General features: G+C 73.4%; 11 protein-coding genes. 4 read left to right on the top strand and 7 right to left on the bottom strand.

The window, feature by feature from the left end; all coding sequences use genetic code 11:
• Positions 1 to 74: 74 nt before the first annotated feature.
• Positions 75 to 1,373, top strand: coding sequence for a hypothetical protein (locus ACYVID_RS09165; RefSeq protein WP_460736406.1), 1,299 nt, complete (start codon positions 75 to 77; stop codon positions 1,371 to 1,373).
• 14 nt (positions 1,374 to 1,387) lie between these two features.
• Here the strand turns inward: ACYVID_RS09165 and guaB are convergent, their stop codons facing one another.
• Entirely contained in the window at positions 1,388 to 2,890 is a 1,503-nt protein-coding gene (gene guaB, locus ACYVID_RS09170) for an IMP dehydrogenase (protein ID WP_460736407.1), read from the bottom strand.
• Positions 2,891 to 2,899: 9 nt separating this feature from the next.
• Positions 2,900 to 3,823, bottom strand: coding sequence for a GNAT family N-acetyltransferase (locus tag ACYVID_RS09175; RefSeq protein ID WP_460736408.1), 924 nt, complete (start codon positions 3,821 to 3,823; stop codon positions 2,900 to 2,902).
• A gap of 157 nt (positions 3,824 to 3,980) precedes the next feature.
• Here ACYVID_RS09175 and ACYVID_RS09180 point away from each other — a divergent pair, with 157 nt between their 5' ends.
• Positions 3,981 to 5,495: a hypothetical protein gene (locus ACYVID_RS09180; protein WP_460736409.1), complete on the top strand. Its 1,515-nt coding sequence runs from the start codon at positions 3,981 to 3,983 to the stop codon at positions 5,493 to 5,495.
• A 55-nt stretch (positions 5,496 to 5,550) separates the two neighbouring features.
• Here the strand turns inward: ACYVID_RS09180 and groL are convergent, their stop codons facing one another.
• From groL to ACYVID_RS09195, 3 genes are all read right to left on the bottom strand, one after another.
• Positions 5,551 to 7,170, bottom strand: a complete 1,620-nt coding sequence (groL, locus tag ACYVID_RS09185) for a chaperonin GroEL (protein WP_460736410.1) — start codon at positions 7,168 to 7,170, stop codon at positions 5,551 to 5,553.
• 101 nt (positions 7,171 to 7,271) lie between these two features.
• Positions 7,272 to 7,568: a co-chaperone GroES gene (groES, locus tag ACYVID_RS09190; RefSeq protein ID WP_179530124.1), complete on the bottom strand. Its 297-nt coding sequence runs from the start codon at positions 7,566 to 7,568 to the stop codon at positions 7,272 to 7,274.
• Between the two features lie 161 nt (positions 7,569 to 7,729).
• A complete protein-coding gene (locus tag ACYVID_RS09195; RefSeq protein WP_460736411.1) occupies positions 7,730 to 8,734 on the bottom strand; it encodes a hypothetical protein in 1,005 nt (334 codons plus the stop codon).
• A gap of 54 nt (positions 8,735 to 8,788) precedes the next feature.
• On the opposite strand from ACYVID_RS09195, the gene ACYVID_RS09200 reads away from it, so the two are divergent.
• Positions 8,789 to 9,958 (top strand): class I SAM-dependent methyltransferase, encoded by a 1,170-nt coding sequence (locus ACYVID_RS09200; RefSeq protein ID WP_460736412.1) that lies wholly within the window; start codon positions 8,789 to 8,791, stop codon positions 9,956 to 9,958.
• A 196-nt stretch (positions 9,959 to 10,154) separates the two neighbouring features.
• On the top strand, positions 10,155 to 11,177 hold the full coding sequence (locus tag ACYVID_RS09205; protein WP_460736413.1) for a hypothetical protein: 1,023 nt from the start codon (positions 10,155 to 10,157) through the stop codon (positions 11,175 to 11,177).
• 95 nt (positions 11,178 to 11,272) lie between these two features.
• On the opposite strand, the gene ACYVID_RS09210 is transcribed toward ACYVID_RS09205, so the two are convergent.
• On the bottom strand, positions 11,273 to 11,881 hold the full coding sequence (locus ACYVID_RS09210; protein ID WP_460736414.1) for an MBL fold metallo-hydrolase: 609 nt from the start codon (positions 11,879 to 11,881) through the stop codon (positions 11,273 to 11,275).
• Entirely contained in the window at positions 11,881 to 12,981 is a 1,101-nt protein-coding gene (locus ACYVID_RS09215) for an S-(hydroxymethyl)mycothiol dehydrogenase (protein WP_460736415.1), read from the bottom strand. The genes ACYVID_RS09210 and ACYVID_RS09215 overlap by 1 nt, the downstream gene beginning before the upstream one ends.
• Positions 12,982 to 13,045: the final 64 nt, after the last annotated feature.

The raw sequence follows: 13,045 nt of genomic DNA on the forward strand, positions 1-13,045 counted from the left end.
GAGCAGGTTATCGGCAGCTCGCCGGCGGTGGCGGGCGCCCGCATGGATCTCGGGCAGGAGGGTAGAAGCGGCCCATGGCCTCCCCCCGCCCACGATCCCTCCCGGTCATGGCCGGCACCGTCGTCGCGGGAGTCACCCTCCTGGTCGGCGCGCTGGTTGCAGCGGCCTGGTGGTCGGCACGCGACGACATCGCGTGGTCCAGCACGCTCCCGGGCGGCGCCTACCGCGTGCTGGACTGGGACGACTCCCGGGTGCTCCTCGCCTCCCCCAGTCGTGTGGCCCTGCTCGATCGTGGCGACGGCAGCGTGATGAGACAGCTGAGGATCGACGTCGCCGACCAGGCGTGGTTACGCCCCGAGGGTGGCTTCATCACGCTGAGCCGGGACGACGGCACGCTGCAGGCGTGGGAGGACGAGGACCCGGCAGGCGAGGACGTGCTGAGCTCGGATTTGGAGCCCGTCTGGCAGGCGACAGGAGCGCGCGAGGACCCCCTACGGCTGTTGGCCACCTCCGAGCAGCTGATGGTCGTCCAGGACGGCGGTGCCGGAGAGCTCAGGGGCCTGAGGCTGGAGGACGGCTCCACCGCCTGGACCACCCGGGTGCAGCGGATCCTGCCGACGTACAGCTCAGGACAGATGCTCGATGAGATCGGTGTGGTCGGTGCGTTCCTGCCCGGGGACCGCTCCGCCTCCCTGCTCTCGGTCGACGACGGCGACCCCGTGGCCGAGCTGCCGGTGGTCGACGACGTCGAGTCCTTCAACGTGTGGGGCGACCGCGCGCTGGTCGACGCCGGCGATCGTCTGTGGGTGGTCTCACCCGACGAGACCGTCGAGCTCGACGTCCCGTGGGAGCGCGCCCTGCTCGCCGGCGCGCCGCAGGCCGGTGGTGTCGTGACCGCCACGGACGGCGAGGCGAGCTGGGGCATCGACCCCGAGCGGGCCACCATCAGCGCGCTGCCGGCGGTGGACGAGCCGGGCGGCTACGAGAGCGCCTACCAGCCGCACCAGGTCGACGACCGACTCACCGCGGTGTACGTCGACGGGATGCTCACGGGGGTCGACCGGGCCACGGGCGAGCAGCTCTTCACCCTGGACGGGGTCGGCGTGACCCTGGCCCAGGGTGCTGAGACCGTCCTGGTCCAGCGCGAGCCGGCCGGGGCCGACGCCTGGTTGGAGCGCATGGCCACCTGGCGAGCCGATGCCGGGGTCGAGCTCCAGGTCGTCGACACCGACGCGACGACGTACGGCTCGGTCGTGACCGACGGCGACGAGGTCGGCGACCGCGCCACTCTTGACGACCACGAGGCCGTGGTCGTGCTGCAGGGTGAGGACTTCGCGATCGAGGAGTCCCGGGTGGTGCTGCTCGGGCGCTGAGCCGCGAGCCCTGGTCAGCGACCCGTGTAGTTGGGCGCCTCGACCGTCATCTGCACGCCGTGCGGGTGCGACTCCGTGAGCGAGGCCTGGGTGATCCGGACGAACCGGCCCTTCTCCTGCAGCTCGGCCACGGTGCGGGCGCCGACGTAGAACATCGTCTGGTTGAGCCCGCCGATGAGCTGGTGGGCGACGGCGGCCAGCGGGCCGCGGTAGGCGACCTGGCCCTCGATGCCCTCGGGGACGATCTGGTCGTCGGAGGTGACCTCGGCCTGAAAGTAGCGGTCCTTGGAGTAGGACTTCTTGCCCCGCGACGACATCGCGCCGAGCGAGCCCATGCCCCGGTAGGCCTTGAACTGCTTGCCGTTGACGAAGACCAGGTCGCCCGGCGACTCCTCGCACCCGGCCAGCAGCGAGCCGAGCATCACGCAGTCGGCGCCGGCCACGATCGCCTTGCCGATCTCGCCGGAGTGCTTCATGCCGCCGTCGGCGATGAGCGGGACGCCGGCGGGCTTGGTGGCCAGCGAGGCCTCATAGACCGCGGTCACCTGCGGCACGCCCACACCGGTCACGACGCGGGTGGTGCAGATCGAGCCGGGGCCCACGCCCACCTTCACGGCGTCGGCGCCGGCGTCGACGAAGGCCTGGGCGCCCTCGCGGGTCGCGACGTTGCCGCCGATGACCTGCACGTGCCTGGTCGCCGGGTCGGTCTTGAGCCGCTGGACCATCTCGAGCAGCATCCGCACGTTGCCGTGGGCGGTGTCGGCCACCAGCACGTCGACACCGGCCTCGACCAGGGTCGTGGCGCGCTCCCAGGCGTCGCCGAAGTACCCGATGGCCGCGCCGACCAGGAGCCGGCCGTCGGCGTCGTACGTCGCCTTGGGGAACTGCTCGCCCTTGACGAAGTCCTTGACCGTGATCAGCCCGACCAGGCGGTCGTCGTCGTCGATGAGCGGGAGCCGCTCGCGCTTGTGCTTGCGCAGCAGCAGCGTCGCCTCCTCGCGGGAGATCCCGGCGTGGCCGGTGATCAGCGGCATCGGCGTCATCATCTCGTCGACCTTGGTGGTCGCCCACTCCGCGACCGGGGTGAAGCGCAGGTCGCGGTTGGTGATGATGCCGAGCAGCCGGTTGTCGGGGTCGACGACGGGCAGGCCGGAGACGCGGTACTCACCGCAGATGCGGTCGAGCTCCTCCAGCGTCGCGTCGGGGCCGATGGTGACGGGGTTGGAGATGATCCCGGTCTGGGTCCGCTTCACCAGGTCGACCTGGTAGGCCTGGTCCTGGATCGACAGGTTGCGGTGCAGCACGCCGATGCCGCCCTGCCGGGCCATCGCGATCGCCATCCGCGACTCGGTCACGGTGTCCATCGCCGCGCTGAGCAGCGGCACGTTGAGGGTGATCTCGCGGGTCAGCCGGGACGAGGTGTCGATGTCGGCCGGCGCCAGGTCGGAATGACCAGGCAGGAGCAGGACGTCGTCGTAGGTGAGACCGAGGGCGGCGAACTTCTCCGGGAGCTCCACTCCCCCATCCTACGGTCGGGCGAACGGCCTCAGGTCACGGACCGGCACCCGCACGGTCAGCCGGTCCCCGGCCATCCGGATCCGGCCCCGCATGCCGGCCGAGAGCACCATCGGCAGCACCGCCTGGTTGTCGGCCCGGGTCTCCAGCACGACGTCGGTGGCGCCGATCGTGTGCGCCAACCGGCACACGTCGCCGAGCAGCCGGGTCCCGATGCCGCGGCGCTGCCAGGCCGCGTCCACCCGCAGCGTGACCGGCCGCACGACCGCGCCCTCGTCGTCGGGACCGGGCGGCACCGGGGCGTGCACGGTCGCGAGCCCCACGACGGCTCCGTCCACCACGGCGCGGACCACGTCCCCGTCCACGACGTACGACGGCACCGACCCGACGCCGAGCCGCCGGTTGCCCGCGGGGACGACCGGCGGGGGTGCCGCGGTCGCGCCGCGGCGCAGGACGTCGCTGACCAGGCCCGCGAGCGCCACGCCACGCGCCCGCTCCACGTCGGTGAAGGGCACCGCCCGGCGTACCTGCACCTGCACGTCGCCGACCGTCACGTCCAGGGCGTCGAGGACCTGGTCCTCGGGCGCGCCGGCGGGCGCGGGCTCGGACAGGGCGTCGAAGAGCTGCGCCACCACCTCGGGGAACGCCTGCGGTCGCGCCAGGATCCTGCGCGCGGCCGCGACGTAGCGCGCCGGCTGGTCGGTGAGGGCCTCGGGCGTGCACGGGAGGGCCGCGAGGTGCCGCCACCCGGCGGACTCCACCAGCAGCGCGACCTCCGCCGCGCCCCAGCCCTCGGGGGTCTCGACCACCAGCTCGTCGGTGACGGCGTCGACCCCGGGGAAGACCTGCACCGCGCGGATGTCCACGCCCCGCTCCGCGCACTCGCGTGCGAGGTCGGCAAGGCCCCCGGGCCGGTCGGGCAGGCTGGCACGCACTCTCCACAACATGCTGCCCATGGCAGCAGGCTCCTGTTTCGCGGTTGTTGCACCGAGGTGACCGGGGCGACCGCTCCCCCCGCCCGGTGGCCCCGACCCGAGGGGCGGAGGTGGCACGCTGAGCGCCGTGCGGAGCGGCAGGTCGTGGCGGGGGCGGGTGAGCGGGGCGGTCGAGGACCGTCGTGCGCCGCTGGTGCTGGCCCTGGTGGCGGTGCTGCTACGCCTGGCGACGCTGGGCAGACCGCCCGGGCCCGACGAGGCGGGCCTGCTCCTCGTCGCCCGGTCGTGGGCACCCTCCGCCGAGGAGCTCTACGGCCCGTTCTTCGTGGACCGCCCGCCCCTGCTGCTGGCCCTCTTCCGGCTGGGCGACGCCCTGGGCGGCCTCGCCGGCACCCGGGTGCTGACCGCGCTGGCCTGCGGGCTCGCCGTCCTCCTGGCGGCGTACGCCGGCCGGTCGGTCGCCGGCGAGCGGGCTGCCGGCTGGGCGGCCCTCGCGGCCGCGGCGACCTGCACGAACCCGCTCATCGCCGTCGGCACGGCGATGCCCGAGCTGCTCGGCCTCCCGCTGGTGCTGGGGTCGGTGGTGCTGGCCCTGCGCTCGGTGCGGCAGGCACACCGGTGGCGCGCCGTGGCCCTGGCGGGCGCGGCGGGGCTCAGCGGGGCCAGTGCCGTGTGCGTCAAGCAGAGCCTGGGCGGTGGTCTCGTCTTCCTCGGGGTGCTGCTGGTCGCAGCGACCGTGCTGGGCCGGCTGGGACCGCGGCGGCTGGTGGCGACCCTCCTGGCCGCCGGGGCCGGCGCGGCCGTGCCGGCGCTCGCCTGCCTGGGGTGGGCGGTCGCGGCCGGGGTCGAGCCGGGGACGCTGTGGTACGCCGTGGCCACCTTCCGCGAGGACGCCTCCGTCGTGCTGGCCACCCAGCCCGCGGGCGCGCCGCTGGGCCGCGCCGGCGTGCTGGTGCTGGCCGCGGTGGCGACCGGGCTCGTGCTGGTCGTCGGGGGCTTCGTCGTGCACGCCCAGGGTGAGTGGAGCGACGACCCGACGCTCACCTCCGCGGTCGCCGTGATGCTGGCCGCCGACCTCGCCGCGCTCGTGGTGAGCGGCAGCTACTGGCGCGACTACCTCTTCGCGCTGGTGCCGTCCACGGCCCTCGCGGCCGCCCTCCTGGCCCGGCGCCGGCCCTCCCGCCGCGGTACGGCCATGCGCGGGGCCGTGGCGTTCACCGCGCTCTCGACCGCCGTCGGGCTGGTCGGGTGGGCGCTGCTCCAGGTCAGCGGGGCGCAGGCCTACCCCGAGCGCGACACCGCCCGCGCCCTGCGGGAGGCGGCCGCACCCGGCGACACCCTGACGGTCTTCGGGGGTCGGGCGCACCTGCAGCTGGGCAGCGGGCTGGGCTCGCCCTACCCGCACCTGTGGTCGCTGCCCATGCGCACCCTGGACCCCGACCTGGCGCAGCTGCGCCGCCTGGTGGACACCGACGACCGCCCGACGTGGTTGGTGGAGTGGGTCGACTTCACGACCTGGACGCCGGCCGCCGGGACGCTGCTCGCGGACGCCGTCGCCGAGCACTACGAGCGGGCCGGGACCACCTGCGAGGGGCACCCGGTCTGGCTCGCGCGCGGGACCGACCGGCCCGCCGTCGTACCCGACTGCCAGGGGTGGGCGGACCTCGGATGAGGACGACCCCCGCCGGACCAGGTCCGACGGGGGTCGTCTCGTGGAGCAGGAGCGCTCAGTGGCCGTGGCCGTGGCCGTGGCCCGCGGCGGCGGGCTCCTCGTCCTCGGGCTTGTCGACGATCAGCGTCTCGGTCGTCAGCAGCATGGCCGCGATCGAGGTGGCGTTGACCAGCGCGGAGCGGGTGACCTTGACCGGGTCCAGGACGCCCTGGGCGACCAGGTCGCCGTACTCGCCCGTGGCGGCGTTGTAGCCGTTGCCCACGCCGAGCTCGCGCACCTTGGTGGTGATGACGTAGCCGTTCTCGCCACCGTTCTCGGCGATCCAGCGCAGCGGCTCGTCGGCGGACTTGCGCACGATGCGGACACCGAGCGCCTCGTCGCCCTCGAGACCGAGGTTGTCCTCGAGCACCGAGACGGCGTGGACCAGCGCGGAGCCACCGCCGGGGACGATGCCCTCCTCGATGGCCGCACGGGTCGCGGAGACGGCGTCCTCGATGCGGTGCTTCTTCTCCTTCAGCTCCACCTCGGTGGCGGCGCCGACCTTGATGACGCACACGCCGCCGGCCAGCTTCGCGAGGCGCTCCTGGAGCTTCTCGCGGTCCCAGTCGGAGTCGGTGGCCTCGATCTCGGCCTTGATCTGGGAGACCCGGCCCTCGACGGCGGAGGAGTCGCCCGCGCCCTCGACGATCGTGGTGTTGTCCTTCGTGACGACGACCCGGCGCGCCTGGCCGAGCACCTCGAGGCCCACCTGGTCGAGCTTGAGGCCGACCTCGGGGGCGACGACCTGGCCGCCGGTGAGGATCGCGATGTCCTGCATCATCGCCTTGCGGCGGTCACCGAAGGCGGGGCTCTTCACCGCGACGGCGTTGAAGGTGCCGCGGATCTTGTTGACCACCAGGGTCGAGAGCGCCTCGCCCTCGACGTCCTCGGCGAGGATGAACAGCGGCTTGCCGGCGGCGATGACCTTCTCCAGCAGCGGGAGCAGCTCGGCGACCGAGGAGATCTTGCCCTGGTGCAGGAGGATGTACGGGTCCTCGAGGACGGCCTCCATGCGCTCGGGGTCGGTCACGAAGTACTGCGACAGGTAGCCCTTGTCGAACTGCATGCCCTCGGTGAAGTCGAGCTCGGTGCCCATCGTGGAGGACTCCTCGACGGTGATGACACCGTCCTTGCCGACCTTGTCGAAGGCCTGGCTGAGCAGGTCGCCGATGTGCTTGTCGCGGCTGGAGATGGTGGCGACCGAGGCCATGTCCTCGACCGACTCGACCTCGCGGGCGGCGGCCTTGAGGGCCTCGCCGACGGCCTCGGCGGCCTTGTCCATACCACGCTTGAGACCCATGGGGTTCGCGCCGGCGGCCACGGCGCGCAGGCCCTCGTGGACCATCGCCTGGGCGAGCACGGTCGCGGTGGTGGTGCCGTCACCGGCGACGTCGTTGGTCTTGGTGGCGACCTCCTTGCACAGCTGGGCGCCGAGGTTCTCGAACGGGTCGTCGAGCTCGATCTCACGCGCGACGGTCACGCCGTCGTTGGTGATGGTCGGCGCGCCCCACTTCTTGTCCAGCACGACGTAGCGGCCCTTGGGGCCGAGGGTCACCTTGACGGTGTTGGCGAGCGCGTCGACACCGCGCTCGAGGGCACGGCGGGCGTTCTCGTCGAACTCCAGGATCTTGGGCACTACTACTCCTTGTCAGGAACTGCTGCGGAAGACAGATCGGGTCGTGCGCCGGCGCCCGCGAGGACACAGGCGCACGACCCGGGGTTCAGCCGAGGGCTGGATCAGCCGACGATGGCGAGCACGTCGCGGGCCGAGAGGATGAGGAACTCGTCCCCGCCGTACTTGACCTCGGTGCCGCCGTACTTGCTGTAGATGACCTTGTCGCCCACGGAGACGTCCATGGGGATGCGCTCGTCGCCGTCCTCGTTGAAGCGGCCCGGGCCCACGGCCACGACCTCGCCCTCCTGGGGCTTCTCCTTGGCGGTGTCCGGGATGACCAGGCCGGAGGCGGTGGTCTGCTCGGCGTCGAGCGGCTTGACGACGATCCGGTCCTCGAGGGGCTTGATGTTGACCGACACTGTTGTCGACCTCCACTTTCTGCACGGTGGGTTCACGAACGTGGGTGCCGCCTGCGGGGGTGCGCCGTCGCGGGGGCCGCACCGGTGCAAGCGCTGGCACACTCGGGTCGAGAGTGCCAATGCAGAAACTAGCACTCACCCCTAGGGAGTGCCAGGGGAGGTCAGTACAGACGGGTCCGCCAGGTCAGCTCCTGCGACCCGGGACAGCCGGGTCGCTCGACCCCGCCCGTCCCGGTGGCGGTGACCTCCAGCTCGTACGAGCCCTGCGCGCCGGCCACGGCGAAGACGATTTCCTCGCCGGACCCGGGCTCGTCCTCCCCGGGCAGCAGGGTCACCGAGACCGGCTCCTCGCCGTCGAGCACGTAGGTCACCGCACGGGCGTCGTACACCCCGCAGGACGTGCGGTCTTCCCCGCGGCCGACCTCGAAGGAGCCGACGTTGACGCGGGGTCGCAGGACCAGCCAGGACTGCTCAGGGGTCTCGACCCACCCGGTGGTGGCCAGCCAGGGCACCCGGGCGACCTCGACCCGGCAACCCGCGGTGCGGGGCACGACCGGCCCGCCGTCGACGGTCGGGGTGCCGCACGAGACGGTGGCAGGCGCCAGCTGCTCCGCCTGCGTGTACAGCGGTGCCGCGAGGCCGGCGCCGCCCAGGCTCGCGACGCTCGTGCCGTCCAGCTCCGCACGCTGCACGACGCCGTCGAACTCCACCTCGATCGCGAGGTCCTCGGCGGAGGGGACGCCCACCCAGAGGTCGGCTCGCGTCGGCAGCTCGTCCTCGAAGGCGTCCAGCGCGTAGGTCTCCCCGTCGGCGACGAGGGACACCTGCGGGAGGACCGGCTCGCTGCCGGGGACCTGCCGCATGCCGTCGAAGCCCGTTCCGATGTCGAGCCGGAAGGCGATGCCCACCAGCTCGCCGTCGTCGGGCGCGCCGATGCTCTGCGCAGGGTCGCGCTCGTAGGCAGTCGCCTCGGTCGCGGGTCCCACGACGAAGGTCATCCGGCCGGCCGGGGTCACCAGCGTCACCGCACGACCCGGGGGCGACCCGAGCGCGACCACGACCTCGCCGTCCGCCAGGCGTCGGTCCGGGCCGGTGAGGCCCCCGTCGGAGCAGCCCGTGGCCACGACCAGCGGCAGGGCGGCGAGGAGGGTCAGGAGCGCGCGCACGTCGCGGAGTCTCCCTCTGCTCGGCCGGTCCAAACCGGCTGGCAGGATCGGCGCGTGGACCTCGAGGCCTTCCGGTGGCTGCTGACCGACGACGGGCAGGCGCTGCTCGCCGAGGCGGAGGGGTACGCCGACCTCGACCCGCTGGCGGCGCAGACCCGGCTGCGGCGTACCGCCTCGGCCGAGCACGCGGCCGCGGCCCTCACCCAGGTCAGCCTGCGTCGGCGGGCCGAGCCCAAGTTCGGCGACCTGGCCGCCCGGATGTACTTCACCCCCGACGGGCTGGAGCAGGCCACCCGTCCGGCCGTCGCCCGGCACCGTGCGGCCCGGCTGCAGGCCTTCGAGGCCCGCAGCCTGGTCGACCTGGGGTGCGGCATCGGCGGCGACCTGCTCACGGCCGCCGAGGTCGGGATCGTGTGCGCGGGGGTGGACCTGGACCCGGTGCGGGTCGCCGTGGCCGAGGCCAACCTGGCCGCGCTCGGGCTCCCCGGTGCGGTGCTGGTGGCCGACGCCACCGAGGTCGACACCACGCCCTTCGACGTCGCCTTCGCCGACCCCGCCCGCCGCTCGGCCCGCGGGCGCACCTTCTCGGTCGACGACTGGACCCCGCCCTGGTCGTTCGTGGAGGGGCTGCTGCGCCGGGACTCCTGCGTCAAGGTGGCCCCCGGCATCCCGCACGACCTGGTGCCCGACGGCGTCGAGGCCGAGTGGGTCAGCGACCACGGCGAGGTCAAGGAGGCGGCGCTGTGGGCCGGCTCGTTGGCCACCTGCGCGCGGCGCGCGACCGTCATCGGTCGGGGCGGCCTGGCCACCCTCACCGAGGAGGACGACCCCGGCGCGACCGCCGTCGGCACCGGCCCGGTCGGCGCCTACCTCTACGAGCCCGACGGGGCGGTCATCCGCGCCGGCCTGGTGACGGCGGTCGCCGCGGGGGTCGGCGGGTGGCTCCCGGACGAGCACCTGGCCTACGTCAGCAGCGACGCGGCGTACCGCTCCCCCTTCGCACGGGGCTACCGCGTGCGCGAGGAGCTGCCGTACCGCGAGAAGCAGCTCAAGGCCGCGCTGCGCGAGCGCGGGATCGGCCGGCTGACGATCAAGAAGCGCGGCGTCGACGTGGTGCCGGAGGAGCTGCGCAAGCGGCTGGCGCTGTCCGGCGACGACGAGGCCACCCTGGTCATGACCAGGGTGGCCGGTGCCGGCACGGCGCTGCTCGTCGACCCGCTCTGAGGCGGACCCGGAGCCGACAGTTCCAGCGGCCGGCCGCTGAAATGGCCGCGCGCACCTGCCCGCGACCGACCTTCGGTCCGCTCCGCCCGGCGTGTCGCGTGCGGAAGGTCGGTCGTGCACCGCCTGGACCCGCGCCCCTGGCGAAGCCTGTGGAGAGGCACGAGCGTCGTACGGCGGACGTGGGCACGGTGGGCGGATGGAACCGGTCATCGGACGCCGCCACGGAGTGACGGTCCCGGTCCGCGTGGACCCCCAGGGTCTGCTCGGTCCGACCCGCCGGCAGGCGGCGGGAGCAGACTGGCGCCGGACGAGCCGCGGCTACTACGTCCCCGCCCACGTCGAGCCGACGGCGGGGCAGCGGATCGCGGAGGTGGGTGTCCTGCTCCGCTCCGAGCGGATCGCGGTGACCGGGTGGGCGGCCCTGTGGTGGCGTGGCGACCGCTGGTCGGACGGGACCCGCCCGGACGGCTCGACGGTCCCGGTCGACCTCACCAGCACGCACGCGCTGCTCAGGCCGCAGCCGCCGTTCCGGTTGTCCCACGAACGGGTGGATCCCCGCACCTTCGAGGTCGTCGACGGGCTGCGCCTGGCGTGCGCGGCCTCGGCGGTCTGCTTCGCCATGAGGCACGCGGCTGGTCCCGAGGCCGCCGTCGAGGTGCTGGACATGGCCTACCACGCCGACCTGGTCACGCCGGAGGAGATCGGCGCCTGGCTCGACGAGCACCCCTGGCACCGTGGCCAGGCTCAGGCCGTGGCTGCCCTCGCACTCGCGGACGAGAACAGCTGGTCCCCGCAGGAGTCCCACGTGCGGCTGGCCTGGCAGCGGACGACGGGCCGGCGCCCGCTCGCGAACCGACCCGTCTTCGACCTCGCCGGTCGCCACGTCGGCACCCCCGACCTGGTCGACCCGGTCACCGGCGTGCTGGGCGAGTACGACGGCGACGTCCACCTCACCCGCAGCGGACGCCGCCGTGACCTGGAGCGCGAGCAGCTGTTCCGGGAGGTGGGTCTCGAACCCTTCACCGTGGTGGCGGGCGACCAGCGCTCGGGACGCTTCGTGGACCGCCTGCGGGTGGCCGAGGCCCTGGCGTCCGAGCGGGTCGCCGAGCCCCGGTGGACGCTGCAGCCCCCGGACTGGTGGGTGCCGACCCACACCGTCGCCCGACGACGCGCCCTCGAGGGCATCGACCGCGAGATCTGGTTGCGCGGGCGCGGGTGAGCGCCGTCCCCGCGACCGACCTTCGGCTCGCTCCGCCCGGCGTGTCGCGTGCGGAAGGTCGGTCGCCGGGAGACGTACGACGGCTCGTCGGACGCTCAGCCCAGCGAGGCCTTCTCCGCGCCGATGGTGGTGTCGTCCCCGTGGCCGGTGTGCACGACCGTGTCGTCGGGCAGCTGCCACAGGCTCGCGCGGATGGAGGCCTCGAGGGTCGGCCGGTCGCTGAAGGAGCGACCGGTCGCCCCGGGGCCGCCCTGGAAGAGCGTGTCGCCGGTGAAGACGACGCCGAGCGCCGGCGCGTGGAAGCAGACCGCCCCCGGGGCGTGGCCCGGGGTGTGGATCGCGCGCAACGTGGTGCCGCCGACCTGCACCTCGAAGCCGTCGGCGAGGTCGACGTCCCACAGGTGGTCGGTGTGGGTCAGCTCCCACAGCGGCTTCTCCGCCGGGTGCAGCATGATCGGCGCGACCACGCGCTCGCGCAGCGCCGGCGCGACGCGGCAGTGGTCGTCGTGGGCGTGGGTCAACAGGATGGCGCGCACGCTGCGCTCCCCCACCACGGCCATGATCGCCTCGACGTCGTGCGGGGCGTCGATGACCACGCACTCGTGGTCGTCACCGACGACCCAGATGTTGTTGTCGACGTCGAAGGTCTCCCCGTCGAGGGAGAAGGTGCCGGAGACGACGGCGTGGTCGATGCGTGCCGACATCAGAGGACCACGACCGAGCGCAGCACGCCGCCGTGGTGCATCGTCTCGAAGGCCGCCTCGACGGCGTCGAGCCCGATCTCCTCGGTGACGAACGCGTCGAGGTCGAGCCGGCCCTGGCGGTAGAGGTCGACGAGCATCGGGAAGTCCCGCGAGGGCAGGCAGTCGCCGTACCAGCTGGACTTCAGCGAGCCGCCGCGGCCGAAGACGTCGATGAGCGGGATCTCGGGGATCGTCATGTCCGGGGTCGGGACACCGACCAGCACGACGGTCCCGGCGAGGTCGCGGGCGTAGAACGCCTGCTTCCAGGTCTCCGGGCGACCCACGGCCTCGACCACGACGTCGGCACCGTCGGCGCCCTCGTAGTACTGCGCGCAGATCTCCTTGACCGCCTCGACCGGGTCGGTGGTGCTGGAGTCGATGGTGTGCGTGGCGCCGAGCTCCGTGGCCTTCTCGAGCTTCTTGGGGTCGATGTCGATGGCGATGATCGGGCTGGAGCCGGCGAGCGCGGCGCCCGCGACCGCCGCGACGCCCACGCCGCCGCAGCCGATGACGGCCACGCTGCGGCCGCGGGTCGCGCCACCGGTGTTGATGGCGGCGCCCAGACCCGCCATCACGCCGCAGCCGAGCAGGCCGACCGCGGCCGGACGGGCCTCGGGGTCGACCTTGGTGCACTGACCGGCGGCGACGAGGGTCTTCTCGGCGAAGGCGCCGATGCCCAGCGCCGGCGACAGCTCGGTCCCGTCCTCCAGGGTCATCTTCTGGGTGGCGTTGTGGGTGGCGAAGCAGTACTGCGCCTCGCCCCGCTTGCACGCCCGGCACTGGCCGCAGACCGCGCGCCAGTTGAGCACCACGAAGTCGCCGGGGGCCACGTCGGTGACGCCCTCGCCGACGGCCTCCACGACACCCGCGGCCTCGTGGCCCAGCAGGAAGGGGAACTCGTCGTTGATCCCGCCCTCGCGGTAGTGCAGGTCGGTGTGGCAGACCCCGCAGGACTGCACCTGCACGACCGCCTCGCCCGGACCGGGGTCCGGGACGTTGATGGTGACGACCTCGACGGGGGCACCCTTGCTCATGGCCACGACGGCCTTCACCTGTTGCATGGGACACATGCAACAGGATCGGTGGTGAGGTTCCAACCATCCCTCCGGGGCGCGCGTCCCATGG

Source organism: Nocardioides ginkgobilobae (assembly GCF_054781275.1).